The sequence below is a fragment of the Kribbella sp. WER1 genome (assembly GCF_054189145.1).
The window spans coordinates 5,321,972-5,348,341 of record NZ_CM135186.1 but is presented as its reverse complement, the minus strand read 5'-3'; the positions used below and the strand labels follow the sequence as shown (position 1 = coordinate 5,348,341).

The following is a 26,370-nucleotide window of genomic DNA, read 5'->3' as shown; positions in this document are numbered from 1 at the left end:
CTCAGCGGACCGGTTGGGCCGCAGCGGCGCCCTGTCCGATCGCCACCCTGACTGCATCGATGATCTGGTCGGTCTCCTCGGTGCTGATGGTGAGCGGCGGCGCGATCCGGATGACTCCACGTTCGTGGCGCGCCATCACGCCCTCGGCCGCCATCGTCACGGCGATCGCCTCGCCGGCATCCACACTGGACGCCTCGAGCGCCACGACCAGCCCGAGCCCGCGTACGCCAGTCACCAGCGACGACCCGGTGAACCGGCCGAGTCCCTCAAGCAGGCGGCGCCCCTGGGCGGCTGAGTTCTCGACAAGGCCCTCCTCGGACATCACGTCCAGCACGGTGTTGGCGACCGCGGCGGCGACCGCGTGGCCGCCCGTTGTGTGTCCATAGCGCAGGCCCTGGACGAGCGGCTCCGAGAGGAATGACTGCTTGATTCGGGAGGTCACCGTCACCGCGGCCAGCGGTAGGTAGCCCCCGCTGATTCCCTTGCTCATCGTGACGAGGTCGGGCGCGATGCCCTCGTGCTCGAAGCCGAACATGCGCCCCGTCCGCCCGAAGCCACAGAAGACCTCGTCGAGGATGAGAAGCGCCCCGTACTCATCGCACAGGCTGCGGAGCCGGGACAAGAAGCCGGACGGGAGCACGACGCATCCGCCGAGGCCGAGCAGCGGCTCGACCATCACTGCAGCGGCAGGCGGCCCGGACCGCAAGGCCTGCTCGAAGCCGGCGACCAGCGCATCGGCTGCCTCCTGCGTCTGCATAGAGCTCGCGGGTGCCGGCAGCGGCACCCGGTCGATCGGGAATGGCTCGGTCCACTCACTGACTGTGAACGGCAGGCCGGAGAGCTTCTGGGACAGGAAGGTCGAGCCGTGGTAGCCGGCCTCGAAGGTGATCACGCGGTTCCGGCTCTTGCCGAGATTGCGCCAGTACTGCAGCGCGATCCGTACGGCGGCCTCGGTCGCCTCGGAGCCGCTGTTGAGCAGGAGCGTCTCGTTGAGCTCGCCCGGAAGGATGTCCGCGAGGCGCGACGCAAGCGTCTCGGCCGGGTCGTGGCTGGTCACCATGGGGTCGTAGTGCACGAGCTGGCCCATTTGCCGCGTCGCCGCGTCGATGAGCTTCGGGTGTGCGTGCCCGCAAGAGGCGTTGAGCACCCCGGAGATGGCGTCGACGTACCACTTGCCGTCCTCGTCGCGGACGCGGTTGCCGTGTGCCTCGACGATCCGCAGTGAGTGCGCCTGCTGCGTGATGGGCGTCCAGGGACGCCAGAGAACGCTGGCCCGGGTGGTATCCGACATCGCATTCACTCTCCATGCTCGAGCTGGGCAGAGACCGTGGCCGGCTTCGCGGCATGACAGGTTTGGACTGGCCGGTGGCGTGGTCGGCAGTGCGATGCACAGGAGGCCGACAGCATCCCGATCACCACCTCCTGTCGACGCCCACGATGCCCGAGCAGTGAGGGTCTGCAGTCCTATCAGGTAGCAGGACGCAGCCCCCAGGAGGTGATGTCTGATCGGTGCTGGGTACCTCGCGCGCTCTTTAGGGCGACCCTCGCCCCGGATGCACCCGAACCGATCCGACGCGGGGTGGTCGGTGCGCGTCCGAGCCTTTCGGAACAACAGGACCGAGGATCAGCATGCTCAAGATCAGTCTCGTCAACATGCCGTTCGCCGACTGGGACCGACCGTCGTTCGCGCTCAGTCAGCTCGCCGCGCTGACCCGGCGGGAGTTCGGCGACCAGATCGACGTGTCGGTCCACTCCCTCAACCTTGACGTCGCCCGCTACCTGGGCGCCGAGACCTACGAGGAGATCACGGGGAACGTCCAGCACCTCCTCACCGGTCTCGGCGAGTGGATGTTCCGAGGCATGGCCTTCCCCGACGCCGAGGACAATCAGGGCTCCTACTTCGACCGCTACTACACCGGGCCCCAGAGGAGCGAGTTCAGGGCGCGTCTGCTGGACCTCCGGGCCGGGCTCCCGGAACTCCTCGACCAGCTGTGCGACCAGTACGCGCTCGCCGACTCCGACATCATCGGGTTCACCTCGATGTTCGCCCAGACCAACGCGTCCCTGGCGATGGCCCGCGTCGTGAAGGACCGGAACCCGGACGCGGTGGCGGTGATCGGCGGTGCCAACTGCGAGGCTCCGATGGGCTCGGTCTTGGCGCGCAACGTTCCCGAGATCGACGCGATCTTCTCCGGACCGGCTCTACACACCTTCCCCGAGTTTGTCCGGCTCCACCTCGAAGGAAGACTCGATGCTGTCGACGGCATCAAAGGTGTGGTCACGTCGTCGAACGTCGGTGACCCTGTCACGGTCGCCGCTGTCGGCAAGGATCGCGACATCGACGACTTCTTCGAGCCCGACTACTCCGGCTATCTCGACGCCTTCGACCGGGTGCGCGGCGAGCTGAGCGCAGACCCCGACGCGAAGCCGGAACTGATGTTCGAGACCTCGCGGGGCTGCTGGTGGGGCCAGCGCTCGCACTGCACCTTCTGCGGGCTCAACGGACTCGGCATGGGCTACCGCGCGATGTCGCCCGACGTGGCGCTGCGCCAGTTCGCCTGGCTGTTCGGCCTGAGCGACCGGGCGAGGGGTTTCTCGTGCACCGACAACATCCTGCCCAAGAACTTCCCGCGCGACGTGTTCGCGAAGCTGCCCGAGCGGCCGGACGGCCCCCCGGTGTTCTACGAGGTCAAGCTTCCCCTGAGCGCCAAGGACATGGCCGCCATGTCACGCGTCGGGGTGACCCGGGTGCAGCCCGGCATCGAGTCCATCTGCACCGAGACTCTCAAGCTCATGGGCAAGGGCACGACGGCGTTCTTGAACATCCAGTTCCTGAAGAACTGCGTGCGCAACGGGATCACCCCCGAGTGGAATCTGCTGATGGGCTTCCCGGGTGAGAGTGAGGAGGTCTACCGCAAGTACGTCGCGGACATCCCAAAGCTGACGCACCTGCCTCCGCCGCAGGCCGCCTTCCTCGTCCGGTTCGACCGCTACAGTCCCTACTTCACCGATCCCGACAAGTACGGTCTGGACCTCGTCCCGATGGACTTCTACGAGAAGGCGTTTCCGCTCCCCCCCGACGATCTGCGGGAGCTGGCGTACTTCTTCCGTGACCGCGGAGCCGGCGCCTACCAGGACTCGTCGCTCGCCTATGTTGGAGTAGTCAACAAGCTCGTCGAGCACTGGCTCGTCAGGCGGGCGGCGACCGACGGAGGGGTAAGGCCGGTACTTGAGCTGCGCGTCGGTGGCGAGGGGAACCGCTGGATCCTCGACACGCGTTCGGGGTCCGCCCGGAAGCTTCCCGTGGACGAGACCATGCTCGGGCTGCTGGAGCGGCTGGCGTCCCCCGTCACCGAGGAGTCGTTGATGCGCGGAGGGCTCGAGCGAGGTCGTCAGGCACGGCTCGCGCTGCTGCGTGAGCACGGCATGCTGTTCGAGGAGGACAGCCGGATCATCAGCCTCGTGGTCCTCGATGTGCCGGAGGAGGAGACCGACGAGGACAACCGGGTGCTGCTCCAGCTGGCGTCCCCAAGTGCAGCGCTGCCGTGACCGCTGCGCGGTGAGCCTCACCATCAGGGCCATCCGCTGATGGTTCGGGTTGGTCCTTGGCGCAGCGGAGGTTGGCAATCCCGCCGTCGTAGCCGATGTTGATCGTGGTCGCGCCCGCGTCGTGTGCGGCCGCTAACTGGGCGTGCATGGTTGCGGCCGGGATGTCGCTGTCGTGTTCAGCCTTCATGAGGCGCCCAGTGGACTAGTCGCCGAAACACGTCGCCAATGGCGAAGCCGCGCAGTGACCCCTCGACATCTAGGCCCACGCACCCCAGTCCGCCCTCGGCGCGCCTCTCAAGGGCCCTGGTCAGCCCGCGCCGCTCGGCTTCGAGCGTCGCGGACTCCTCGCGCCCGGCGGCCCAGGCGTCTTACATGCGCCAGACCCGGATCGCGGTCTCCGCTGAGACCAGGTTGAGGGGCGCTGCCTCGACCGAGGTGTGGTCCGCCTTGAGGGCCGACAGGCATCGCCGCCGGCGGCGGAAGCGACGTCCGCTGAGGCGCAGCTGCTCGTCGAGATCGTAGACGTAGTCGTCGAAGTCCCGGTTCGGGATGGGAGTGAGCGCTGTCGGGTGCCGCAGAGGCTCGACGTGCGCCCCCGTAGCGGCGCCGGCGCGGAACGACGCGATGTTGAGTGTGGCGAGATTTTCAAGGTCTGCACGAACGCCACGTCCCCACGGCAGCGAGGCCCAGCTTCTGCGCAGAGGAGAGGGATACGTCATCACGAGGAATCCTCCGAAACGCACGGGCACGAAATCACCGGTCCCATCCCGGTACCAGGCGCAGTTCGGGTTCCAGTCGTACGAGAGTTCGTGACGCGTCCAAACGGCGACCAGCAAGGCCTGCGCAATTGCGCCCGGGCCAACAGGACGCCCCTCGGGGAACCGCTCAGAATCTCCTCGGTGACCCCTGTGGACGCATCCTCATAACTCACGGGTCGTCTAGCGCAACTGGGTGGTGGCGAAGGCATACTGCGACGAGGATTCGGCGGGCATCAAGCAGGTCAGACATACCGGCTGGAATGAGTGCGGACGTCCATCTAAGCGGCCTCCACGACCTCATGCCCAGCGCGCGGGATGCGACACATGCCAACAGGCACCGCAAGTGGCCACGCCCTCGATGACCCATGAGGCTGCGAGGGTCGGCACCGATGCGGCGAGCGCCCCCAGGCAGCCGCTTGGTCGATAACGGTCCTGGTTGGTGATTCTGTGGAATGTGACAGCGACCTGGATCGACGCCTGGCGACTGGGGCGCCGAGCACTCCGCCGTCGGCGGCTGTGTTCAGGCCAAGCTCATCCGAAACCACCCGTACCAACCCGCGCTCCATCAATGACACGAGCAGCGGATGCGCCCCTGTGTCTCCGGCCGGCGGGCATAGGTGACCACATCCAATGGAGACGCGTCTCCCAGGTCCGTCCGTAATCGCAGAGGAACTCCCGCCTATCTCTGTCGGAGAGCCGCTTCCACCCCCGCGATATCTGGCCGCGTCCAATCTACGGCGGCCAGCCAGTCGACACGCGCGGTTCCGTCTCAACCACGCGGTGCAGGAACGTCGTCCGTACCGTGGCCAGGCCCCAAGTTTCGGCAAGGCCGCAAGGAGCTGGGCCGGAGGCATCTTCGGTGAGCGGTGCGCTGCCGGACGCGAAAGCAGGCAAGCTGCGGTCGAGGGATCTGGGGCGAGGCGCACTGTCAATCATGGTCAGTCCACGACGGCCAGGAGGACTTAGGTGTCAACCCCTTGGCTACCGAACTGAGGTGATCTGCCAGAGGCAACGTGCTAGCGCGACCAGTCGACGAAATGTTCCGGCCGGTCCGGTAACGCGCTCATCCCGGCTGCCGGGATATACAACAGGCGTCGTCCGTCAGACGTTGAGTATGCGGCGACCCCACGCCCAGCTCCGGATCGACGAGCACCACCGTCAAGCCTGGCCGGAATCAAGAAGCTTGACCGTGGTCAGAGTCTCAGTCCCCGCGCAGACAAGCGCCGAATCCTATCGATCATCAGACGGACCTACTGAATGTGACCGTCGCAGATCATGCCTGCGGCCAGCGTCCATCCTTCGTGAGCATCGATCAGCAGAAAGGATCCGGTAATGTTGTTGTTGAAGTACGGGTCGGCGGCGAGTGGTGCTGCGATTTTGAGCTGCAGCTTGCCGATGTCATTGAGCCTGAGCCCAGTGGCGTCGATGACCGCGAGCGTGTCGAGATCGAGCGCACCGTCGATTCTGGTGACGATCGCCTGGGCTGTTGTGGTGGTGTGCTTGATGAGCATCCGGGCGCCCACCGCCAGTGGTCGCTCCGACAGCCAGCACACGGTGGCGGACAGCTCCCTGCGAATGCCAGGGGAGGAGTCAGCCGCGACGATGACCGAGCCGCGCGCGACGTCGACGTTGTCGGCGAGCCGGATGGTGACCGCGTCGCCGGCGACCGCGGCGGGCTGTTCGGCGACGGCGGACGTGGTGGCGGAGACGACCGGATAATCGATGCCGGAGACTGTCGTACGGTGTCCGCCCGGCAGCACGATCACCTGGTCTCCGACCGAGATGGTGCCGGAGGCGACGGTTCCGGCATAGCCGCGGTAGTCGCAGTACTCGTCGTCGGCCTGGGGACGGATCACGTACTGGACCGGGAAGCGCAGCGGGCGGCCGGAACTGTCAGATCGGCCGGACGCGTTCTCCAGGATCTCGAGCAGGGTCGGCCCGTCGTACCAGGTTGTCTGCTCTGACTGCTGGACGACGTTGTCGCCGACGAGCGCGGAGACCGGGATAGCCTTGAGGTCGGCGATTCCGAGCCGGTCGGCGTGCTGCCCGACCTCCTTCGTGATCCTGGCGTAGACGGCTTCGTCGTAGTTGACCAGGTCGATCTTGTTGACCGCGACGACGACGTGCGGAACCTCGAGTTGCCTGGCGACGGCGAGATGCCGGCGAGTCTGTTCCAGTATGCCGTGCCGCGCGTCGACGAGGATGATCATCACATCCGCGGTCGAAGCGCCAGTGACGGTGTTGCGCGTGTACTGCACGTGTCCGGGGCAGTCGGCCAGGATGAACGAGCGCTTCTCGGTGGCGAAGTACCGGTACGCGACGTCAATGGTGATGCCTTGCTCGCGTTCGGCGCGCAGGCCATCGGTGAGCAGCGCGAAGTCGAAGTCGCCGCCGCGGGCTTCGGAGACGGCTTTCACGTGCGCGATCTGGTCGGCGAGGATCGCCTTGCAGTCGTGCATCAGCCGGCCAACCAACGTGGACTTGCCGTCATCGACCGAACCTGCCGTCGCGAGCCGGAGCAGCTGCCGCTGAATCGGGGGGCTCATCAGAAGTACCCCTCTCGTTTGCGGTCTTCCATGGCGGCCTCGCTCGCCCGGTCGTCGGCGCGGGTCGCGCCCCGTTCGGTGATCGTACTGGCCGCGACCTCGACGACAACCTGGGCCGGAGTGGCCGCGGTGGAGGCGACGGCGCCAGTGCAGGACATGTCACCGACGGTGCGATAACGAACGGTGCGCTGAGCAACAGTCTCGCCGTCACGCGGCTGCGAGTAGGGGCCGACGGCAAGCAACATGCCGTCCCGCTCGAAGACGTCTCGCTCGTGGGCGTAGTAGATCGTCGGCAACGGGATCTGCTCGCGCTCGATGTACTTCCACACGTCCAGCTCGGTCCAGTTCGACAGCGGGAACACCCGCACGTGCTCTCCCGGCCGGTGCCGGCCGTTGTACAGCGACCAAAGCTCCGGGCGCTGGTTGCGTGGATCCCACTGGCCGAACTCGTCGCGCAGGCTGAAGATCCGCTCCTTCGCCCGCGCCCGCTCCTCGTCGCGCCGGCCGCCGCCGAACACCGCGTCGAAGCGGTGCGCGTTGATGGCGTCGAGCAGCGGAACGGTCTGTAGCTGGTTGCGGGTCCCGTCAGAGCGCTCAGGCAGCCGGCCGTCGGCGATGTACTCCTCGACGCTGGCGACCTCGAGGGGCAGTCCCAGGTGGGCCACGGCGTTGTCGCGGTAATCCAGGACCTCCGGGAAGTTGTGCCCGGTGTCCACATGCAGCAAAGTGAACGGCACTCTGGCCGGCGCGAATGCCTTGCGGGCCAGGTGCAGCATCACGATCGAGTCCTTCCCACCGGAGAAAAGGATCACCGGCCGTTCAAACTCTGCCGCAACCTCACGGAAGACAAAGATGGACTCGCTCTCCAAGGCCCAGGGAATGCCTCGAATCATCGATACACCTTCAATCCAATCGTCGGCAATCAAATACTGCGTCCTGCTTGTGTATCGGCTGAACAACCGATGCGTGTTCCGGGCCGGCGTGGGTCTGTGGGTTTGACGACCCGGACGCGCCCTTCGATATGGCGCAGTACCCGATCAATCAGGGTGGCGCGAGGACCTGTCGGACCTCAAGGCGCTCAAGACGACGCTCTACGACCAGATCGATCCAGCCCGGCACCGCGAGGCACTCCGGGCCCGCTGAGCCGGTGACGCTCACGACCAGCGCCCTGAACCCGCGACAGGTGCGGTTGGCCGTCGGGGGTCGCGCAGACCACCCTCGCGCCGCGCGGGAGGAGCGGACGTACGGCCTGCCAAACGAGCCTGACCAGGTCGGGACACTTGTCGCGGACCTCCTCCGTCAGGTAGCTCAGCTTCATCGGCCCGTGACCGCTCGTTGCGGGCGGCTCCGCCCGGAGACGGTCCGTCCGAGGTCATCACCCAGACTCAGCTCCCGCCGGTCGGGTCTCCGGGACCCGCAGCCGCTCGTCGGCCCACAGCCGCTCGAGCTGGGCCAGCCTTGAGTCGGACCCCTGCGTTAGCGTGCCGAGGTCGTCGAGGAGGAGCGCGAGCCCGGCGTCGACGGTGTCGCCCGGTCCCGGCATCGCCCCCCAGGTATCGTCCGGCAGCATCTCCTGTCGCTGCAGAGCCGCGGCGTCCCGCATGAGGTTGGCGGCGACATACCACTCCCCAAAACGACCCGTGATGCTCAGACCGAAGGTCTCCGGGTCGGCCGTGCCGGCACGACACCGCGCCCATGCCTCACCGGCGACGAGGAACTTGTCGCGCGGCACGTCGAGGTGGTCGAAGTCGATCTCGAACATACTCCGCTGCATCGCGTCGAGCTGCGCGTCGACCAGCACCCAGCGCCGCTCCTCGGCATCCCAGTACTCGCCGACCCAGTGGTCCTCAAACCGGCCCTCGTTGAAGTAGCCAGCGAAGCCGCACCGCGCTCGGGCAGGTGTCCCGTGGACGCGCAGGGCGGCGACGAGAAGCACCACGAAGTGCCAGCAGTTGCCGGCGATCCGGCTCGTCGGTGCGCGCGGCTGGTCGAGCGGCCGCCCGTCCCGTGCAGTGACGAAGTCCAGCATCCGTTCGACCGAGCGGTGGCGCGTGGTGCCGAGGTCCTCGTCGGTCAGCAGGACGCCGTACGCCGGTGCGATGTGCTCGTGCACCACGAGGGCGTGGTTGATCGCCGTGAGGCGGTCCACGTCGTGCGGGAACGCCTCGACCTGCGGTCGGTGGCGGCCCACGTCCGTGGTGCCGCCCGGTTTGGCATAGAAGGAGAGCGCCGGTGGTAGGACGCTGGCAACCTCCACGCGTGCAGTCATCGGACGGTGCGCTCTCGGTCGAGGTGTGCCGCGAGCTGCTCGACGCTCGAGTGGTCGAGGAGGTCGGTCGCGCGCACAGGCATCCCGGCATCGCGCAGCATGCTGGCGACCTGCAAGGCGAGCAGGGAGGACCCACCCAGGAGATAGAAGTCGGCCGTCGGCGAGGTTACGGGGACGCGGAGCACCTGGCCCAGCACGTCTGCGACCACCTGCTCGGTCGGCGTCAGGCTCCGACCGAGGACCGCCTGGCCGGCGCGCACCTGCTCAAGGTGCTGGAGCAGGCGGGCCCGGTCGATCTTGCCGCTGGCGGTGAACGGCATGCTGCCGACCGGCAGGACGATGTGCGGGACCATGTACGCAGGCAGCTTCTCTGTCAGCTCGGCGCGGACCGCCGCAGGCCCATCGAGGTCGCCCACGACGAAGCAGACGAGCTGGGTCGGCGGTTCCCCGATGGTCATGACCGCGGCGTCGCGCACGTCCCTGCACGCCTTCGCCGCCATCTCGACCTCTTCAAGCTCGAGGCGGTATCCCGAGATCTTGACCTGCCGGTCCGCCCGGCCACGGAACTCCAGTACCGGAGTGCCGTCGATGTCGCGCACCAGCCGGGCCAGGTCACCGGTCCGATAGAGGCGCTCCGTCGTGTCGCCGAAGACACAGTGATCGAGCCATACCTTCCGGGTGGCCTCCTCCGAGCAGTAGCCCTGCGCCAGCCCCGCGCCGGCGATGTAGAGCTCGCCCTGCTCACCGACCGCGCACACGCCGCCTGCGTCATCGAGCACGTAGAGGCGGTAGTTCGGCAGCGGCTTCCCGATGGGAACCTTGCCGTCCGTCCGCTCGGGAGGTACGACGATGCAGGTCGCGTTCACGGTGGCCTCGGTCGGGCCGTAGACGTTGTTGAGCAGGCCGGGCGACCGGACGACGTCGTACCACTGTCGCGTGCTCTGGTATGTGAAGCTCTCACCCCCGACCAGGGTCCACCGCAGGTGCGGGAGGTCGCGCAGGCCGGGGTTGGATACGGCCGCGTCGAGCAGGTGGAACCAATGGGAGGTGACCATGTCGAGGTGCGTGATCTCTTCGTCGCGCAGCCAAACCAGCAGCTCGTGGGAGTCGAGGAGCGCCGCCTCAGGCATGACCACCAGGCAGGCGCCGGCGGTCCACGCGGGAAAGATCTGCTGCACCGACGGATCGAACGTCAGCGGGGCGTTCTGCGCCACGCGGTCACCGGCGACGGTCCCATGCAGGTCGTGGAACCACCGCACGAGGTTGAGCAGGCTGGACTCCGCGACACGCACGCCCTTGGGACGCCCCGTCGTGCCTGAGGTGTAGATGACGTAGGCGGTGGGGTCCTCCGGAGCTCCCACTCCCTCCACGAGCGCCGGTACGGGCCGGTCTGCGGCCGGGGCCCCGGACCAGTCCTGCCATCCGTCCACGGCGCCGCCCGCGTCTAGCACGGCGCATGTTGGCACCAGGCCGGTCAGCGGCTGCACCTTCGGTGCACTCAAGACGTCGGAGAGGACGGTGAGGGCCTCGCAGTCCTCCAGCATAAGCCGGAGCCTCTCTGTGGGGTCGTCGGGGTTCAGCGGGACGTATGCGGCGCCCACCGAGATCACGGCGAGCAGCGCCGGGTAGGGCACCACCGTCCGGGTGGCGACCACGGCCACCGTGTCTCCCGGCCCCACCCCCGAGCCTCGGAGGTGAGTCGCCAGCGCCTCGGCCCGGTCGTGGAGCTCGCCGTAGGTGAGAACCTGGCCGTCGGCCGACACGGCGGGACGGTCGCGATGGTCCCGTGCGGCCCGCGCCAGCCATGGCAGCAGCCTCGACGGGTGGCCGCCCGAGTTCCCCGGCGCCTGGTTGAACTCGATCCAAGCCGCGCGCTCGACCTCGTCGAGGTCGGCGTCTCCCGGACGTGCGAACGGGCACGGCTGCGAGAGCATGGCCTCGTCGCCGTCGCCCTTCGTCTTCACCGGCGGCTCCGCTGCCGGACGACGCGCGCGAGAATCGCCAGCCCCGCGGCGACGTCGGGCCCGGGAGCGCCGAAGCCCAGCCGGACCCGGTCCGGATAATCGAAGCAGTCACCGGGGACAGTGAGAACGCCGTGCTCGTCAGCGAGGACCTCACACAACGGCCTGGTGTCCTCGACCCCGAGAACCTGCGGGAAGAACGTCACGCCGCCGGCGGGGGCGACCGCAGCCACGATGTCGCGATGGGCCGCAAGCCAGTCCACGACGCTGGCACGGTTGGCCCGGGCCTCCGCGAGTCGCGGCCCGAGCACGGCGTCGGCGTTCTCGACCACCCGCGCCGCGATCTCCTCCAGCAGCGGCGAGGTATTCAAGGTGACGTAGTCGCGCATTTGTACGAGCTTGGGGGTCAGGGCGGACGGAGCGAAGCACCATCCCACCCTCAGCCCCGGCAGGCCGTACGCCTTGGAGAAGGTGCCGAAGGAGACGCAGCGCTCGATGGTGCGCGAGGGATCGGGTAAGGGCTCGGCATCGTGGACCAGTTCGGCGAAGGCGGCGTCCCAGAGCAGGTAGGCGTCGCTGCTGCCGACGATCGCGAGGAGCTCGTCGTACTCAGAAGCGGTGAGAGTGATCCCGCTGGGATTATGCGGGAAGTTGAGTATGACCGCGCGCGTGCGCGGGCCGACCAGCGAACGGAGCGCGTCGAGGTCGGGCCGGCCGCCCATCAGGTCGAGCTCCCACCTGACCAGCCTGGCACCTGCCGACGCAGCGAGGGCGTTGAGCGCGTGGTAGCTCGCCGTCGTGACGACGACCTCGTCGCCGGCGCCGACGAGGGCGGACACTGCCAGGAGGATGGCCTCCGTGGAGCCGTTGCACACCAGCGGCTCGTGGCCCGGACCTGGCTCGAACCTCTTACTCAGCGCCGTGCGCAGCCTGTCCTGCCCGGACGACGGGGAGTCGCGGAAGGCCAACTCGTCGAGCTCCTCGGCGGTCGTGCCTGTCAGCTCCCGGACCTCGCCAAGGTTGTACGGGTGGACCCCGCTGCTGCTGATGTCCACCCGTGCGTCGAAGTAGCGCACGCGGAACCAGTCCTCGAGCGCGGCCGCGGGGACCCGGCTGAGCACGGTCACCGGTCGGTGCCCGTACGCGCGCACAGAACTTCGAGTTGCCGGGCCACGGCCCCCTCCTCCTGTTCGTCCAGCTCATTAAGCGCTGGAACTGGATCTCCTGTGATCCTGATGATTAAGTCGGCGCCCTTCATAGGGCGACGAGTTCCTCAGGGTATGACCGCGTGCCACGGGGTCGGACACTGACAGATGAAAGGGTCCGCCGCGCACCCGTCCGGCGCCGTCCGACAGCCGTGCGACCCTGACAAATGCCAGCCGCAGGGTGGGTCCAACCCGCCTACGATCGCGGCGTCACGACACCTGGCAGGACAACGATGGTCGTCACCCGCTTCCATGCCCGCCTGCTCCGCACCAGTTCGAGCTCGCCGAGGCATCCGTCGGCTCGGCCCCGAGCTCACTGACCACAACCGGAAACCAATGCGAGGAGTAGTATGTATCGGATGACGTTGAACGGCTCGGAGATCGACGCCATTCATCGGCTGGTCGGTGAGATCACCGACAAGTACACCACCATCGAGGACCGCGAGCTGCTGCTCAATGCATCCGTCCTCGCGCACGAACTCCCGCGGCGCGTACGCGGCTTCCTCAACGACTTCCGACTCGCCGAGCCCAGCGGCGTTGCAGTGATCTCAGGACTCCCCATCGACCAGGGGCGCATCGGCAGCACGCCGGCCCACTGGCGGGATCGCGACGCAGTCTCCTCCGCCCTGCCCGAGGAGGTCTTCTTCTTCCTGTGCGGAACGCTGCTCGGCGACGTATTCGGCTGGTCGACCCAGCAGGACGGGTACCTCGTGCACGACGTGCTCCCGATCAAGAGCGACGAGGACGACCAGCTCGGCTCGGGCAGCAAGCAGCTGCTCTGGTGGCACACCGAGGACGCCTTTCATCCGTTCCGCGGCGACTACGTCGGACTCATGTGCTTGCGCAACCCCGACAATGTCGAGACCACCATCGCGATGGCGGACTCGATCCCGTGGGACGAGGTCGACGTCGATCACCTATTCCAGCCGCTCTTCCACATCCGGCCGGACGAGTCGCACCTACCGAAGAACCAGCCCAACCGCGATGTCTCCCCTGAGACCAGGGAACTCCTCGACGCCGCCTACGCTCGGATCAGCGAGATGAACACCCGGGCCGAGAAGCGCCCGATCCTCTCGGGGGCTGCCCGGTCTCCCTACATGTGTCTCGACCCCTATTTCATGGATGTCGACCAGCTCGAGGAACCGGCCCGGGGTGCGATCCAGGGACTGATCGAGGCCATCGATCGGATACTGGAGCCAGTCGTGCTCAAGCCCGGCGACCTCTGCTTCGTTGACAACCACAAGGCTGTGCACGGCCGCAACCCGTTCACCGCCCGCTACGACGGCAACGACCGCTGGCTCAAGCGGATCTGTGTCACCCGCAACCTTCGCAACTCGCGCGAGGCGCGGCTGTCGAGCTCGGACCGAGTCATCTTCTGATCCCCGACCCGAAAGGGATACAGCCTTCCCGTGGACGATCCGACCACGCCCGTCCTGGGCCACGAGACCGAGCAGCAGCCCCGGGGACTCCTGTTCCGGAACCGCGATTACACCGGGTGGTGGATCGGGGCGACGCTCTCGGAGTTCGGCACCGCCTTGGCGGTCGTCGCCTATCCGCTGCTCGTCCTGGCAGTGACCGGCTCCGCTACCGGTGCCGGCGCCGTAGAGGCGGCGACCAGCATCGGCTACGTGGTGACGCTGCTGGTCGGCGGGGCGCTCGCGGATCAGTTCTCGCGCCGGACCCTGATGCTCCTCAGTCCGTCGATCCAGGCGGTGGCGGTCTGCACCGTCACGATCGCTGTGCTCAGTGACCACGTGAGCATCCCGCACGTCGTGCTGGTCGGGTTCCTGCAGGGCCTCGCGGGCGGTCTTTCGGGTGGTGCGGAGTATGCCACGCTACGCCGCGTGGTCCACGAGGACCAGATCCCCACCGCCTTCTCGCTGATGCAGGCCCGGAGAATGGTCATCCAGTTGGTCGGGCCGGCTATCGGCGGCGTGCTCTACGGCGTGGCACGGTTCCTGCCGTTCCTGGTCGACGCGATCTCCTTCGTGATCAACATCGTCGGCGTGCTGATGATCCGCCGGCCGCTAGGTCCCGACCTCGACGAGAACGGACCACGCGAGCCGGTGCTGAAGAGCATCGGCGGAGGCATCCGCTTCATCATGTCCAACGCCTACCTGCGGTTCGTCACGGTCTGGGCCGCCCTGATCAACGCCAGCGCAGCGGGCCTGCTGATCCTCGTCATCGTCCTGGTGCACGCCCGTGGCGGCAGCCCGGCGCTGGTCGGCGCTGTCAACGCCATCGGAGCGATCGGCGGCCTCGTCGGCGCACTCGTCGCTGCCAGGATCGTCCACGCGATCCCCGGTCGGCTGCTGGTCATCGTCGCCTCGTGGCTGATGGCGCTCGCGGTCGCCGGGATCGCGGTGGTCACGACCGCTTGGGCCGTCGGCGTCCTGATGGCGCTCCTGATGTTCGTCGTCGCACCGCTCAACGTGCTCTTCTCGTCCTATCAGGCGCGGATCATCCCTGACCGGCTGATAGGCCGGGCCTCGAGCGCCATCGAGTTCGGCGCGTCGTCGATCCGGTGGGTCGGCGCGCTCGCCGCCGGGCTCCTGGCCTCGGCCGTCGGCCCGGCAGTGGCTACCGGCACCTTCGCCGGCCTCCTGGCCCTCATAGCCATGAGCACCTTCGTTGCGCGCGGGCTCCGCGTGCTCGACACGCCACTCGACCAGGTCGTGGCCGACTGATACGTAGGGCCGCTTGTCATGGGGCACGGTGACACGCCCGTCCCGGTTGAGGGGAGGGCGCCCCGTGCTTCGTCGGGCTTCCAATCCTGGTAAGCGAGTCGTTGTGAGGCGCGGTCAGACTGCTGCCGCGAGACTGGTGCTTTCGGCAGGACCGGAACCGCGTGTCCAGCAACGAGCGTCACGAACCTTGGACGCGCTGCTCATAGTCGGGTAACCGTCGCTCCGAGGTCTGCCATCAGGCCCGGGTTGGTCGACGATGCAGGTCGTGGGTTGCTGCTTCTCAAGTACGGCCAGAGACGAGTCGGCGAGCTCGCGGGCGATCGCGCCGATGGCGATGGTCGTCTTCTTGTTGCGGTCGTGATCGCTCCCTGCGACCGAGACCCCGCTCGACGAAAGCTCCGAGGACTCCAGGCCGACGAGCGAGCCGAGCCTTTCCCGGAAAGCCGGCGCCAGTCACCGACCTCGACGGCCGGCCTGAAGCGGGTTAAGGTACCGATCCCACGCAGGCAACCTAGCCGGTGGACCACCCGGGGTGACGCCAGCGGGCTTCTGGACGGTTCGATGGTGCCAGGACCTCGCATGGACGCCCGCCGCCGGCAGATCTCGGTGGTCCGGCCTGATAAGCCACCGCCACTTGGGTCTGGCAAGCCCGCGACTAGGACGTGAGGTAGTTGTAGGACGGGGCCACCTTCGCTTGAAACAGCAAGCGCGTGACGCCGTCGATCGGCCGCAGCAACCGATGAGGCGTCCACGTCGGGTGCAACAGCCGTACGCCCGCAAGCCGGGGCCTCCCACAATTGTCGATAGGCCGAGCAGGCAGCCCCTTCTCGGCAGCTCACAAATCTGGTGGGTGAGGCCCAGCCCGCAACCGCTCAGCAGTCCTGCGCGGTCACTCGGTGGTGTCCAGCATCGCCCAGCCTGCCTCATCCGGCATAGCCGCGGGGCTCAGGTCACCAGGAGACGTAGAGGGTGGCCGGCCCGGAGTCGGCGAAGCCGTGGGACCACGGCACGTCCTGGACCGTGGTCTCCAGCCGGAGGTTCGGCACCTCGCGCGCGAGCACATTGAGGGCCGTGACCAGCTCCATCCGCGCGAGGGCGGCTCCCAGGCAGTGGTGCGGGCCCCGGCCGAACGTCAGATGCGCGACGCCGCGCCCTGGGACATAGCGGTGCGGGTCGGGGAACTTTTTGGGGTCCCGGTTGGCCGCCTCCAGGCGGGCGAGCACCATGTCGCCGGCGACGAGCTGCTCGCCCTCGAGCGTGAGGTCCCGCTGCACCCAGCGAGGCAGCGCCTCGCCCGTCAGTCCGGCGAGCAGCCGGAGCACTTCGTCGACGTCGGGATCGGTCTCGCTGGTGCGCCCCTCTACGATGCCCTGCATGACGGCCACCGAGATCGCGTTGCGCGGGCTGAGGTAGCCGCCCTCCAGCAGTGCCATGATCAGCGTGGTGAGCTCCTCGTCGCTGAGGCGCCCGTCGTCGGTGTCACGGACGGCGATCAGGTCGGTGAGCACATCGTCGCCTGGGCTCTTGCGCTTGGCGGCCACCAGCTCCGTGACGTAAGCCTTGAGGGTCGCCACCCCCTGGCGCATGCGCTCGCCGTTGGGCACGCTACCGATCAGCAGTGCCTCCTCGACCCACCCACGCAGGGCTGCTCGCTCCTCCATCGGCACGCCGAGAGACTCGCCGAGCACGTTGATCGCCAGAGGAGCAGAGAAGGCCTCGACCAGGTCGATGGGCTGCGTCGCGTCCACCTTCTGCGCGGTCATCCGGGCAACGTAGCTGCGGCCTATCTCCTCGACGTACGGGCGCACCGCCTCGACCCTGCGAGCGGTGAGCCCACGGGTCACGAGCCGACGCACGCGGGCGTGCCCGTCGGCGGCACCCTCTGCCCCGGCCGCCGGTGGAGCCCCGACGAAACGACGGTCGGAAAGCACAGTAGCCACCGCGTCATACGACGTGACGAGCCAGGCGTTGTCGAACCTGGGCACGGGGACGCGCGCCACGGGCGCCTTCTCCCGCATCTCCTCGTAGATGGATGGCGGCTCAAGGGGCCCGGGCCGTTCGAAGAGCGGGAACATGTCTTCCTCTCAGTCCCGTTGGACGCAGTGGGACGCTCCTCGAGCATCTGCGGCCCCCGCGCCAGCCGGTACTGGCAGATGTCAGCAGCTCAAGAGATTCCGCGAGTGGGTGCGGTGGGTTAGCGATGTGACGCGGACACCGTGTTCCGTTTGATGTGACTCGCGCAGAATCAGCATCTGAAGGCGGAGTGCACAGCGGCCGCCGTACAAGCATGGGCAGTCGAGCCATCATGGGGCGAGTCCGAGGTCGCCCTGCCCCCGGCACATCGACCTGCATCCGTTGGGCTGTCACAACCCCCGAATCTCGGAGCGGTCGTTTCGACAAGCTCGTCGCGAAGGTCGTCTTCGGCGGGTTTATGACAAGCACGCAGACTCTGATGCTCCGCAACCACCGTCAGGACCCGACGCAAACAGTAGGTCAGTGGCGAGTTCGCCGGAAAATCACCGGTTACGCCGGCAAAGGAGTGGGCCCGCTCAAATACACCACTGCCCATGAGGTGTCACAACGACAGACGAACCCGGCCGAGGACTCGTCCCCGGTGTCCATCGGCTGACCCTCTGGACCGGCAACCTCGCCACAGCCCATGGGCTGTGGCGAGTTCAGCTGACAAGGCCTCGACGTGGACAATCCCGGCCGGAGGAGTTTCGTCGTGAGCGGCCTCGCCAACGACGGCACCCGCGGCTACCTCACCGGCACCTTCATTCACACCCAGGCCGGCTCTTCTCACATCCCACAGCCAATGGAGGCTGCGCTTGCCTCTGGACAGTCTGGGGTACGGCGCGAAGGCAACAACCGGGGACCGCTCCCGAACCGCGGTCGCCGCCGGACAAAACGGTCGGGCGGCAACGAAGATCCTGCCGGCTGGACCCGGGTACGAGGAGATCCTCCTAGGTCAGGCCAGGCCTCGGGATGACAGCATCGCCATCAACTGGTCGACCGTCTCGTAGATCTCGAACGCCTCCGTCCGCAGGCACAGCTCAGGAGACTCCGGTGGTTCATACGGGTCATCCACACCAGTCAGTCCCGTCAGTTGTCCTGAACGTTGCAACGCGTACAGACCTTTGACGTCGCGGCGGGAGCAGATTTCCACAGGTGCGGCAATGTGGACCTCAAGAAAGCGGACGCCGGCAAGCTCGTGCTGCTCGCGGACCGCGAGCCGCGATTCGGCGTAGGGTGCGATGACGGGAACGAGCACCTTGACTCCGTGGCGGGCCAGCAACTCCGCAGTCCAACCGATCTGCCGAACGTTCAAGTCGCGGTCGGCCCGAGTGAACCCCCGGGCGCCGAACCTCGAGCGGATCTCGTCTCCGTCCAGGATCTCGACCCGATGGCCGTCACCTTCCAGCCGCTTCGCCGCGTGCCTGGCAATTGTGCTCTTGCCCGAGCTGGGCAATCCTGTCAGCCAGATCGTCGCGCCCGCATCCGTCCCGTTCGCCCGGCTGTCCGTCATGATTCACCGAGGGACACACTGCAGCGATCAGTCACAGCCCACTCCATCCTGAACTTGCGCTTCAACCTGGCCGAGCACCGTTCGAATGCGAGTTGCTAGAGCCGATGACTATAGCAAACCCGCCCCGCCAACCGCCTGAATTTCCGGAACTATGCGCAGGAATACAGCCTCGCCATGAGAATTAATTGCCTAAGGCAAGCTTTGCCGACCATGCCGACACTTCCACTGCGGCTCCCGACGGCGAACTGGTCGAACTGGTCGAACGCTGCGAACAGTTTCCTACGCCCGCTGGCCCGGTGGTGCGAACCAAACTCCGCACCTTCCGCACCGGTCACCCTACCCAGTCCGGCGCCGACTCGTTGATCGCCGCGCTCGGCCTCAACGCCCTTTGACTGGAGGGAAACACAAGCCATCCACCACGGAGCCGAGGGTGACCACTCGTGAGCAGCCTGACCACCGACCGGATTCGTGACCACCTCATCAACTCGAACGTACCCATCTCACCGAGCTCGTCGAACAGGCCGAGAACGCGCAGATGGGTTACTCGACTTCGTCGAACTCCTCTCGAAGAAGAGCTCGGCCTGCGTAAGGCCCGCCAGTTCCGCAGCACGCTCAAGCTGCCCGGGCTGCCCCATCACATGAGCCTCAACGACTTCGAACTGCTTTCCAGCCTGTGTGGACGCCCGCAATGTCTGCGACCTGGCCACTTTCGAGTTCGTCCGTGCCAAGTCCAACGTCGTCCTGCTAGCGCCACCCGGAGTCGGCAAGACCATTCTCGCCGTCGCCCTCGCGATCGGGGTCTGTCCAGGCCGGATTCTCGATCTACTTCACCACCCTGGCCAACCTCCGCCGGCTTCGCGCGGCCGAGGCCTCCTGCCGGTCCAACCGGCAAGTTGCCGCCTAGAGGTCGGACATCTCCCCGCTCAACCGAGCGGAGGCCACCATGGTGTTCCAGCCCGTCTCCCTCCGCTACTAACACGGCTCGATGATCATCACCGGCATTAAGTCCTTCACCGAATGGCGGCATGCTCGGCGACCAAGTCCTCGCCACCGCCATCCTCGAGCGGCTCCTGCACCGCTGCGACGTCCTCAACCTCGACGGCCCCGCTACCGACTCAAGGACCCGTCTCACACTCGTCACCTGAGGCGAATTCATTCCATGATCACCACGCCGACAGACCGACAGGTCAGGCCGTACACCAACCGGCACAGGAGGGTTGTACGTCGACGCTCGAGTCGCTCGACCCGGTCGGCGCGGACCAGGAGCCTGCAGGCCCCGAAGCTGGACGGCGTCACAGCCACCCCTGAACCGCTCCTCGCCGCGAGTCCCGCCCGGCGAACCTGTCCTCAGGGAGACCGCGACCAGCCGGTCCGAAGCCTACTGCCGACGGCCAATCAGCCGGATCGGCGCCGTAGCGGCAGAGAAAGGCGTACACCCAGCGCTCGAGACCAAAGCCGACACAACCGGTGCGAATCGGTCCTGAATCGTCAAGCTGAATGTCGAAAGCCTTGCCGAACAGCGCGTCGTGGAAGTTGAACGAGGCGCAGGCGATGTCCCGGCCGTCCCCCACATCGAGCCGGACTTCGTATTTGAGTTCCAGCATCCGCTGCGAGGAGATTCGCGCGCTGCTGTCGACACCGCCGAAGAATGGGTCGTTGGCGACCTCGCAATGGCCGGCCAAACCCAACTCCTCGGTGAAGGCGAGAATCTCGGCGAGATAGCATTCCCGGGCATCCAGGACCTCGTGTCGGGTCCCGAGGAACACCACCTCCCGGATGGTGAAGTCCCAGAGCCGCTCCAGGGTGGTGGCGTAACCAGCCTCATATCGAAACGACTTCCCCCGGCAGGTGACTACCTTCAAGCCGTCCGGCTCCAGGGTACGGCCGCGGTACTGGTGGAAGGTGTGATAGCACATCGTCGGCGGCAGACAGTAATCGATGTTCCGGCAGTGTTCCAGAACAGCGGCATCGATAGGGCCATCGGCCAGCCGATCAGTGAACTCCCGGTAGGTGTCTAGATCATTGTGCAGCCGAGTGACCAGCATCAGGTGTTGCGGGAAGGAGCCCGGGTAACCTGCTCGCTCCAACGCTCGCGTGCTGATGAGCGTCGGGTAGCGGTACTCGGTGACGTCAAAGGCCGCGTCCAGCATTCCGCGGAACCGGTGATCGAACCAGTTGAGCAGGCTCAGCAGCGGCTCGCCGATGGCTACCTGGCCCTCACCTTGTTCGCTGACAATGTCCCGCTCCAGCAACTGTTGGTACACGCCGGAATCCGCGGTCCGCGAGTGCGGGGACTCCCAGATCCGCTTACTCGGGGCTTCCGTCTGCTGGCGGATCTCTCGGTCCACAACGGTGTCCACCTTCGCGGACAGTCGGTCCATGTCAGGGGTCCCCATTGTGGTGAGGGTGAGACTGTGCACCTGCCCATCCCTGCAATGGAGCTCGAAACCGACGATCTCCGGGGAGAGGAACAGCAGCCGCCGCTCCAACTCCTGCGCCAGGTCCTCTGGTAGCGGGTTGCGCAGTTCCAGCCTCGTGCTCGCTTGCTGAGTCATGCGGCGCTGGCCTTATTCTCGACCAGCCGGGACCGAGCGTCCACAACGTCCGCGACAGGACGCCCGGAATCAACCATCAAAGCACTCGCCTCGGCCCAGTACTTCGGAGTGAGCTTCCGCCGACTCAACATCCCAAACCTCCTACTCCCAGTGAGCCCGATTGTCCACTTCCAGTGGAAGCGTAAGAACATGCTGGTCTGCGCGGCCGTGACGTGGTCACCGGCGCGGGGCTTCGGCCTCACTGATGAACCGCACGTGGTGCTCGTCGCGCTCGTCGAAGGCCGGAGCGACAGTGAGCACGAGCTCCATGCTGCCGAAGTAGTGGACCCTGCTCCGGGGGAGCACGGTGACCAGGTCGGAAGGTCCGACCTGGTGCGGCTGGTCATCGACATAGAACGTGCCGCTGCCCCTGACTACATAGTAGAGGTACGTACTGCGGGTGTTGTAGAACTCCTGGAAATGCCCCCGCTGCACCTCGATCCTCGCCACGGTAGCCGACGGGTTGGCCGGGGCGTAGATGGTCAGGTCGATCCCGTGCTTGTTGATCTGCACGGCCTCCTTCGCCGTGCATCGCCACGGCGCCGGGCGGGGGTCGCCTGTCACGGGGAAGCCGTCTCGGTCGCCTCGCTCCTCGCGGCCATCTCCCTCTCAAGCTCCCGCGGAGAGCCGAACTCGAACACCAGGCGCGCCGGCGGCCGCCACCCCGCGAGTTCCTCGTAGCGGCTGATCAGTTGCGGGATGAGGAGGGAGTAGCCGCCCGACTGAAAGAAGTCACTGTCCTCGGTGAGGTCGCCGAGTTCGAGCACGTCCTTGAAGACCCGGAGCCAGAGCGACTCGTCGGGCGACGCATCCTCCGACGCGGGGGTGGGTGACATGGACATGCTCGGCTCCTTCGACGCTCGACTTCCCCGAGGATGCGCGAGCGGTTTTCGACGCGGTACTGGCACCTGTCAGCCATCAGGGCCTCGGTGCGACCGGGGCAGGCAGACTTCGGCCGGATCGAGGTAGAGGTAGGCGCCTCCTGCCTTGAGCACCTCAAGCAGTGCGACGAAGGGGATTGAGCTCATCCATCACCACGACGACGGCCTGGCCACCGTTGACGCCTGCTTCGCTGTGCGAGCGCGTCGGAGGCAATGTCCAGCTCGTGATACGTCATCGCGGCGCCGACGCAGCTCAGCGCCACACCGTCGGGGGCCTCGCCGTCCTGGGCGGACACCCGTCCGCGGATCAGCACGGAGCTGTCAGCGCCCCTCCTGCAGGCGCTCGCGCCGCAGGTCCGTCCACCTTGCCTCGAGCGTCTCATGGCAGTGCTCCCGGCTCCCCTCGACACGTCGGTCCGCCTGTGGGGCGGGTCACGCTTGCCGGCCAGGGAGTGCTGGTCCTGGCCGTTGCGGAGGGCGAGGAACAGATGTCTCGGAGCTCGAATGCGTTCACTGTGGCGGCGCATCCTTCGTGTCGGGACCCGGCAAGCGCCCACGGCACCAGCATGGTTCGCGGTCCGTCGTGGACCGTTCTGCCGGATATCAGGTCGGCCTTGGCCGACTGAGCCCCGATCGGGTCATTCCGACAGCACCTCGTTGAGCCAGTGGAGCCAGCGCGCTCCCAGCTCGTCGGTGTCAAACCCCGGCACCGACTCGTCCACGATCAGCCAGGGCTGCAGCTCGCCCTCGCGGGCCGACGCGGCGGCCTGGAAGGTGGCGGTCACCGGGATCTCGGCGTAGGCCGGTGACATCTGCACCGCCGCGGTCCCGGCGATGTCCACCGTGTCCAGCCACCCACCGGAGAAGCTGAGGTAGGCCGACACCGCACCGGTAAAGTCGGCGTTGAGCCCCATCAACCGCGTGACGGGCACGTCGATGTGGTCGAGCTCATCGAACCAGGCATCCCGGAAGGCGGTCGCGTCGCGCGAGCCCATGCGCGCCCCGGTGATGTCCAGCGAGACCGCGGTGTTCATGAAGCACCCGACCAGATCGGCCACGCGCGAGTCGCGCCCACCCCATGGGTAACCGAGGACGGACGCCCCCAAACCGGGCAGGACGTCTTGGATGGTCCGGTGCAGGGAGAAGAGGAGGTAGGGGAACAACGAGCCCCGGAACCCCTGCGGCACCGTGACCTTCTGGAGAGCCACCGTCGGCACGGTCGTGGCCGTTCCCTGCCGCACGCGCGGGAGCGCTCCGCCTGCCGACGCGAGCCGGTCCCCCCAGAACACGACCGAGGCGCCGTCTGCGGCCGCGCTCTCAAATGCGAACCGGTCGTGGACCGCTTCCTCGAAGCGCTCGCGCTCGCCCGGGTTGGAGGCGCGAGGGGCGGCGAGCTGACGCATCACCAGCAGCAACGACTGTTGGTCGACAAGGGCATGGTCCAGCACGAGGGCCAATCGTTCGCCCGTGGGCGAACGGATCAGCCGAGCCCCGATCGGGGCACCGCCCCGATCGCTCTCGAACCCTGCGACCAGGTGCACGACGTCGCGGTCCGCGGCTCCCTCCGACTCAGCCCAGATCTCGGCGAAGTCGCACCAGCCCGGCACCCACTCCTGGCCGGCCTCGCCCCGCGAGAACCGCGGGCGGTAGCAGAGCGCGGGGTTCGTGGCAGCCACCGCCGCGAGCACCTCCTCGACGTCGCGGGCCACCAGGCTCCCCGGCAACGCCGAGAACTGCATGCATACGCTGCCCCTCCTGCCCGTGCGTTCTCCCTCCATCAGGAATGCGAACTGGGCGCTCAACATGGGAAGCCTCGACGACATGGGTACCTCCAACCGGTTGCAAGACTGGCCGTCGTCCCCGACCCCAGTCCTGTCAGGGTGCCAGGATGCGGGGCCCGGCCGACCCGCAGCCCTGACCGATGTCAGTACGGGGCCCGTCGGGCGGGCCGTAGCGTCGACGACCAGCGTGACTCGACGAGTCCGCGCTCCGATGTCTGACGGTGAAACGAGGAGCTCCCGCGCATGGACCGACCGAGCGACGTGCAGCCCGATCAGATCGCCGACCTAACGGAGATCTGGCGACAGGCCCTGGACAAGCCGGGCCTCGACGAGGATTCCGACGTCTTCGAGAACGGCGGCACGTCGCTGCACGTCCTCCAGGTCGCCGGCCAGATCTACCAGCAGCTCGGCACCAGCGTGAGCCTGCGCGACGTCTTCACCCACACCACGCCACGCAGCCTGGCCACGCTCCTGTACGGCACTTCGGGAGCGTCCACGGTAAGCACGGATGGATCCTCGTCCTGAGCCCGCACGACGCCCGCGCGGCGGGAGCCGCGCAGTGAGCATCGATCGTGCTGTCTACCGCGGCCCGACATCACTTGCCGAGGAGGCGCGGCTGCGGGGTGCCTTCTCGCACTGGCACAACCTTCTCTACGAGATCTGGTGGCTGACCGGTCCGCTCGACGTCGATGCCGTCCGCGACGCCTGGCGGCGGGTGTGCCTGCGCCACGACGCGATGCGTCGCACGTACGCCTCGCCCGTCGAGGCGCTCACGCACCGTGATCCTCTTGCCGAGGTCGAACTCCACACCGCCGACACCGACGAGACGGCGGCGGCGATCTTGCGCCGCAGCCTGGCGACCCCCTTCGACCTGGCCGGCGACCGCTTCGCGCGCATTGTCCTCGTCCAGCAGGACGACCAGCGGCACCTACTGGGGATCGCTGTAGACCACATCATCAGCGACGAGATGTCCTGGCGCTATCTCCTGCGGGACTTCAACGTCCAGTACCGCCAGGCGCTCGAAGGCACCGTGGCCGATACGACGGAGAGCGCGACCTACCGAGACTTCGCACTAACGATGCGTGACGAGTTCGCCGGCGCATGGGGTCGCGACCGTCGGGAGTTCTGGACTCGCTACATCGGCGAGTTCGGGTCCATCCCGCCGGGCTTCTCGCTCCGCGGTGAGTCCGATGCCGAGCCGGACATGACGACGCTCGAACTCGACCTTCCGCCCGACGCCCGGGCGAGGGTCCGTGCAGCCGCGAGTCAGGCACGCGCCACCCCATTCGCCGTGATCGCCGCGGCCGCGATGAGCGGCATGCAGGAGGTGTCGAGCGACGATACCGTTGGCCTCGCCTTCCGCCACCACGGACGATTCAGGCCCGCCAGCTACCAGACGCTCGGCCTCTTCACGCTTGGCGTTCCCGTCCACCTGAGGGACACCTCGAGGTCCCACCTCGACACCGTGCGCGACGTCCTCCAGCGCAGCGTGCAGACCTCCGACCACATTTTGCCGCTCGGCATCGCCGGCGACGCCTGGTCGACGCCCTTCGCGTCCCCTCGAGCAGCCGGGATGTTGCTCGGCGTGACCGAGGAAGACTCCGCCGAGCCCAACCTGCGGCTGCCCGGGATCTCGGCCGAGTCGGTCGAGATGGTGTTCGACGGCGCATCCAGCGCGAAGGACACGCTCGTGTTCGCCTGGGCTCTTAACGAGTCGGCGCCGCACGTAGCAGCCACCTACGACCGGAACCTCTTCCCCGGCGACTCCGTCGACCGGCTGGTCCGGCTCGCCGCGGCGCGTGCGGTGGCCGGGCTCGACGAGGCCTGAGCCCGCCCGGGCTCAGTGCATGGCGCGCATCATCCCAACTCGTCGAGGCAGGGTGCCCGTGCTGGATACCGAGCAGCTCCTCGCGCAGGCGTCGCGCCGGGCCGGCTAGCTAGCCGTCGCCGATCCGTGCAGTCGAGCCAGGCGAAGTTCTCAGCGGTCATCCCCGACTCGCGGTCCTCGCACCACGCTTCGATGGCCTGCTCCTCCTGGCTGCCCACCCGAGCGAGAGCGCCATCAGCAGCGAGTCGCGGGAACTCTGAGCACGAGGGTACCGGTGAGAGCGAACGCGACGACGGTCGACAGCGAGCCCGCCTCGTCCCAAAGCGCAGCGAGGATCCGCTCTCGCTCCGAGCTCAGGGCTGGATGGGGTTCTGCCTCACCCGGAAGCCGAGGATGGTTGGTGCTCCTTGTGCTGGAACGACGTGTCAACGAGCACCCGAGCGATGCGGCACTCCCGGTACTGATGGGTGTCAGTACCTCGGGGTGCGGGGGCGTGCGAAGTTTGCTGTGCTGCCCGGGAGGGAGGAACCATGCCAGAAGCCGCAGGATCCGGCCAAGTGGTCGACTGCCTCGTTGACACCTATCGCTCCGTCCTCGAAGTCGAGGAGGTCGACGCCGACTCTGACTTCTTCGACCTCGGCGGTCACTCGGTCCTGGCCGGCCGCGTCGTCGCCCAGGTGCGCGACCAGTTGGACATCCCGATCTCGCTGCGCGACATCTTTACTGCGCGCACACCGCGAGGTATCTCTGAGGCCGTGAGCGGCCGCGCGCCGCTCACGCACTGA

At 67.3% G+C, this 26,370-nt stretch carries 23 protein-coding genes; 9 read left to right on the top strand and 14 right to left on the bottom strand.

Features of this window, described 5'->3' with window-relative positions; translation table 11 throughout:
- Nucleotide 1: 1 nt before the first annotated feature.
- On the bottom strand, nucleotides 2-1,291 hold the full coding sequence (locus tag ACXJJ3_RS25950) for an aminotransferase family protein (RefSeq protein ID WP_458164451.1): 1,290 nt from the start codon (nucleotides 1,289-1,291) through the stop codon (nucleotides 2-4).
- A 338-nt stretch (nucleotides 1,292-1,629) separates the two neighbouring features.
- On the opposite strand from ACXJJ3_RS25950, the gene ACXJJ3_RS25945 reads away from it, so the two are divergent.
- The gene (locus tag ACXJJ3_RS25945; RefSeq protein WP_458164450.1) at nucleotides 1,630-3,549 is read left to right on the top strand and encodes a RiPP maturation radical SAM C-methyltransferase; all 1,920 of its coding nucleotides are present in this window, start codon (nucleotides 1,630-1,632) and stop codon (nucleotides 3,547-3,549) included.
- A 368-nt stretch (nucleotides 3,550-3,917) separates the two neighbouring features.
- Here the strand turns inward: ACXJJ3_RS25945 and ACXJJ3_RS25940 are convergent, their stop codons facing one another.
- The 7 genes from ACXJJ3_RS25940 to vioD form a co-directional block, all read right to left on the bottom strand.
- Nucleotides 3,918-4,271, bottom strand: a complete 354-nt coding sequence (locus tag ACXJJ3_RS25940) for a hypothetical protein (RefSeq protein ID WP_458164449.1) — start codon at nucleotides 4,269-4,271, stop codon at nucleotides 3,918-3,920.
- Nucleotides 4,272-5,323: 1,052 nt separating this feature from the next.
- Nucleotides 5,324-5,485 (bottom strand): FAD/NAD(P)-binding protein, encoded by a 162-nt coding sequence (locus ACXJJ3_RS25935; RefSeq protein WP_458164448.1) that lies wholly within the window; start codon nucleotides 5,483-5,485, stop codon nucleotides 5,324-5,326.
- A gap of 72 nt (nucleotides 5,486-5,557) precedes the next feature.
- Nucleotides 5,558-6,853, bottom strand: coding sequence for a sulfate adenylyltransferase subunit 1 (locus tag ACXJJ3_RS25930; RefSeq protein ID WP_458164447.1), 1,296 nt, complete (start codon nucleotides 6,851-6,853; stop codon nucleotides 5,558-5,560).
- Nucleotides 6,853-7,746, bottom strand: a complete 894-nt coding sequence (cysD, locus tag ACXJJ3_RS25925; protein WP_458171946.1) for a sulfate adenylyltransferase subunit CysD — start codon at nucleotides 7,744-7,746, stop codon at nucleotides 6,853-6,855. The genes ACXJJ3_RS25930 and cysD overlap by 1 nt, the downstream gene beginning before the upstream one ends.
- A 482-nt stretch (nucleotides 7,747-8,228) precedes the next feature.
- Complete coding sequence (locus tag ACXJJ3_RS25920) at nucleotides 8,229-9,122, bottom strand: transglutaminase-like domain-containing protein (RefSeq protein ID WP_458164446.1); 894 nt, start codon at nucleotides 9,120-9,122, stop codon at nucleotides 8,229-8,231.
- Nucleotides 9,119-11,086 (bottom strand): amino acid adenylation domain-containing protein, encoded by a 1,968-nt coding sequence (locus ACXJJ3_RS25915; RefSeq protein WP_458164445.1) that lies wholly within the window; start codon nucleotides 11,084-11,086, stop codon nucleotides 9,119-9,121. The genes ACXJJ3_RS25920 and ACXJJ3_RS25915 overlap by 4 nt, the downstream gene beginning before the upstream one ends.
- On the bottom strand, nucleotides 11,083-12,210 hold the full coding sequence (vioD, locus tag ACXJJ3_RS25910) for a capreomycidine synthase (RefSeq protein WP_458164444.1): 1,128 nt from the start codon (nucleotides 12,208-12,210) through the stop codon (nucleotides 11,083-11,085). The genes ACXJJ3_RS25915 and vioD overlap by 4 nt, the downstream gene beginning before the upstream one ends.
- Nucleotides 12,211-12,647: 437 nt before the next feature.
- Here vioD and gntD point away from each other — a divergent pair, with 437 nt between their 5' ends.
- Nucleotides 12,648-13,667: a guanitoxin biosynthesis L-enduracididine beta-hydroxylase GntD gene (gene gntD, locus ACXJJ3_RS25905; RefSeq protein ID WP_458164443.1), complete on the top strand. Its 1,020-nt coding sequence runs from the start codon at nucleotides 12,648-12,650 to the stop codon at nucleotides 13,665-13,667.
- A gap of 30 nt (nucleotides 13,668-13,697) precedes the next feature.
- Nucleotides 13,698-14,975, top strand: coding sequence for an MFS transporter (locus ACXJJ3_RS25900; RefSeq protein ID WP_458164442.1), 1,278 nt, complete (start codon nucleotides 13,698-13,700; stop codon nucleotides 14,973-14,975).
- A 950-nt stretch (nucleotides 14,976-15,925) separates the two neighbouring features.
- On the opposite strand, the gene ACXJJ3_RS25895 is transcribed toward ACXJJ3_RS25900, so the two are convergent.
- Together ACXJJ3_RS25895 and cysC are read right to left on the bottom strand one after the other, a co-directional pair.
- Complete coding sequence (locus ACXJJ3_RS25895; RefSeq protein ID WP_458164441.1) at nucleotides 15,926-17,050, bottom strand: cytochrome P450; 1,125 nt, start codon at nucleotides 17,048-17,050, stop codon at nucleotides 15,926-15,928.
- 893 nt (nucleotides 17,051-17,943) lie between these two features.
- Complete coding sequence (cysC, locus tag ACXJJ3_RS25890) at nucleotides 17,944-18,501, bottom strand: adenylyl-sulfate kinase (RefSeq protein WP_458164440.1); 558 nt, start codon at nucleotides 18,499-18,501, stop codon at nucleotides 17,944-17,946.
- Nucleotides 18,502-18,686: 185 nt separating this feature from the next.
- On the opposite strand from cysC, the gene ACXJJ3_RS25885 reads away from it, so the two are divergent.
- The 3 genes from ACXJJ3_RS25885 (at nucleotide 18,687) to ACXJJ3_RS25875 (ending at nucleotide 19,646) form a co-directional block, all read left to right on the top strand.
- Nucleotides 18,687-18,893, top strand: coding sequence for a hypothetical protein (locus ACXJJ3_RS25885; RefSeq protein ID WP_458164439.1), 207 nt, complete (start codon nucleotides 18,687-18,689; stop codon nucleotides 18,891-18,893).
- A gap of 283 nt (nucleotides 18,894-19,176) precedes the next feature.
- Nucleotides 19,177-19,506 carry an ATP-binding protein gene (locus ACXJJ3_RS25880; protein WP_458164438.1) on the top strand — a complete coding sequence of 110 codons (330 nt, stop codon included), beginning with the start codon at nucleotides 19,177-19,179 and terminating at the stop codon, nucleotides 19,504-19,506.
- Between the two features lie 20 nt (nucleotides 19,507-19,526).
- A complete protein-coding gene (locus tag ACXJJ3_RS25875) occupies nucleotides 19,527-19,646 on the top strand; it encodes an ATP-binding protein (RefSeq protein WP_458164437.1) in 120 nt (39 codons plus the stop codon).
- 147 nt (nucleotides 19,647-19,793) lie between these two features.
- On the opposite strand, the gene ACXJJ3_RS25870 is transcribed toward ACXJJ3_RS25875, so the two are convergent.
- From ACXJJ3_RS25870 to ACXJJ3_RS25855, 4 genes are all read right to left on the bottom strand, one after another.
- Nucleotides 19,794-21,056 (bottom strand): hypothetical protein, encoded by a 1,263-nt coding sequence (locus ACXJJ3_RS25870; protein WP_458164436.1) that lies wholly within the window; start codon nucleotides 21,054-21,056, stop codon nucleotides 19,794-19,796.
- Between the two features lie 216 nt (nucleotides 21,057-21,272).
- Nucleotides 21,273-21,659: an AraC family ligand binding domain-containing protein gene (locus ACXJJ3_RS25865; protein ID WP_458164435.1), complete on the bottom strand. Its 387-nt coding sequence runs from the start codon at nucleotides 21,657-21,659 to the stop codon at nucleotides 21,273-21,275.
- Nucleotides 21,656-21,937 carry a phosphopantetheine-binding protein gene (locus ACXJJ3_RS25860; protein ID WP_458164434.1) on the bottom strand — a complete coding sequence of 94 codons (282 nt, stop codon included), beginning with the start codon at nucleotides 21,935-21,937 and terminating at the stop codon, nucleotides 21,656-21,658. Before ACXJJ3_RS25860 ends, ACXJJ3_RS25865 begins: the two co-directional genes overlap by 4 nt.
- A 677-nt stretch (nucleotides 21,938-22,614) precedes the next feature.
- Entirely contained in the window at nucleotides 22,615-23,715 is a 1,101-nt protein-coding gene (locus tag ACXJJ3_RS25855; RefSeq protein ID WP_458164433.1) for a hypothetical protein, read from the bottom strand.
- Between the two features lie 285 nt (nucleotides 23,716-24,000).
- Between ACXJJ3_RS25855 and ACXJJ3_RS25850 the strand changes: the two genes are divergently transcribed.
- The 3 genes from ACXJJ3_RS25850 to ACXJJ3_RS25840 all read left to right on the top strand — a co-directional run bounded on the left by ACXJJ3_RS25850 (nucleotide 24,001) and on the right by ACXJJ3_RS25840 (nucleotide 26,370).
- Nucleotides 24,001-24,282, top strand: coding sequence for an acyl carrier protein (locus tag ACXJJ3_RS25850; RefSeq protein WP_458164432.1), 282 nt, complete (start codon nucleotides 24,001-24,003; stop codon nucleotides 24,280-24,282).
- Between the two features lie 34 nt (nucleotides 24,283-24,316).
- On the top strand, nucleotides 24,317-25,585 hold the full coding sequence (locus tag ACXJJ3_RS25845) for a condensation domain-containing protein (protein WP_458164431.1): 1,269 nt from the start codon (nucleotides 24,317-24,319) through the stop codon (nucleotides 25,583-25,585).
- Between the two features lie 530 nt (nucleotides 25,586-26,115).
- Nucleotides 26,116-26,370, top strand: a complete 255-nt coding sequence (locus ACXJJ3_RS25840; protein WP_458164430.1) for a phosphopantetheine-binding protein — start codon at nucleotides 26,116-26,118, stop codon at nucleotides 26,368-26,370.

Bases quoted from the DNA above. Each gene is read 5' to 3' on its own strand.
- ACXJJ3_RS25855 (WP_458164433.1), bottom strand. From the start codon at position 23,715: ATGCAGTTCTCGGCGTTGCCGGGGAGCCTGGTGGCCCGCGACGTCGAG.
- ACXJJ3_RS25930 (WP_458164447.1), bottom strand. From the start codon at position 6,853: ATGAGCCCCCCGATTCAGCGGCAGCTGCTCCGGCTCGCGACGGCAGGT.
- cysC (WP_458164440.1), bottom strand. From the start codon at position 18,501: ATGACGGACAGCCGGGCGAACGGGACGGATGCGGGCGCGACGATCTGG.
- ACXJJ3_RS25920 (WP_458164446.1), bottom strand. From the start codon at position 9,122: ATGACTGCACGCGTGGAGGTTGCCAGCGTCCTACCACCGGCGCTCTCC.
- ACXJJ3_RS25870 (WP_458164436.1), bottom strand. From the start codon at position 21,056: ATGACTCAGCAAGCGAGCACGAGGCTGGAACTGCGCAACCCGCTACCA.
- ACXJJ3_RS25950 (WP_458164451.1), bottom strand. From the start codon at position 1,291: ATGTCGGATACCACCCGGGCCAGCGTTCTCTGGCGTCCCTGGACGCCC.
- cysD (WP_458171946.1), bottom strand. From the start codon at position 7,746: ATGATTCGAGGCATTCCCTGGGCCTTGGAGAGCGAGTCCATCTTTGTC.
- ACXJJ3_RS25850 (WP_458164432.1), top strand. From the start codon at position 24,001: ATGGACCGACCGAGCGACGTGCAGCCCGATCAGATCGCCGACCTAACG.
- gntD (WP_458164443.1), top strand. From the start codon at position 12,648: ATGACGTTGAACGGCTCGGAGATCGACGCCATTCATCGGCTGGTCGGT.
- ACXJJ3_RS25875 (WP_458164437.1), top strand. From the start codon at position 19,527: ATGCTCGGCGACCAAGTCCTCGCCACCGCCATCCTCGAGCGGCTCCTG.
- ACXJJ3_RS25895 (WP_458164441.1), bottom strand. From the start codon at position 17,050: ATGTTCCCGCTCTTCGAACGGCCCGGGCCCCTTGAGCCGCCATCCATC.
- ACXJJ3_RS25860 (WP_458164434.1), bottom strand. From the start codon at position 21,937: ATGTCCATGTCACCCACCCCCGCGTCGGAGGATGCGTCGCCCGACGAG.
- ACXJJ3_RS25945 (WP_458164450.1), top strand. From the start codon at position 1,630: ATGCTCAAGATCAGTCTCGTCAACATGCCGTTCGCCGACTGGGACCGA.
- ACXJJ3_RS25840 (WP_458164430.1), top strand. From the start codon at position 26,116: ATGCCAGAAGCCGCAGGATCCGGCCAAGTGGTCGACTGCCTCGTTGAC.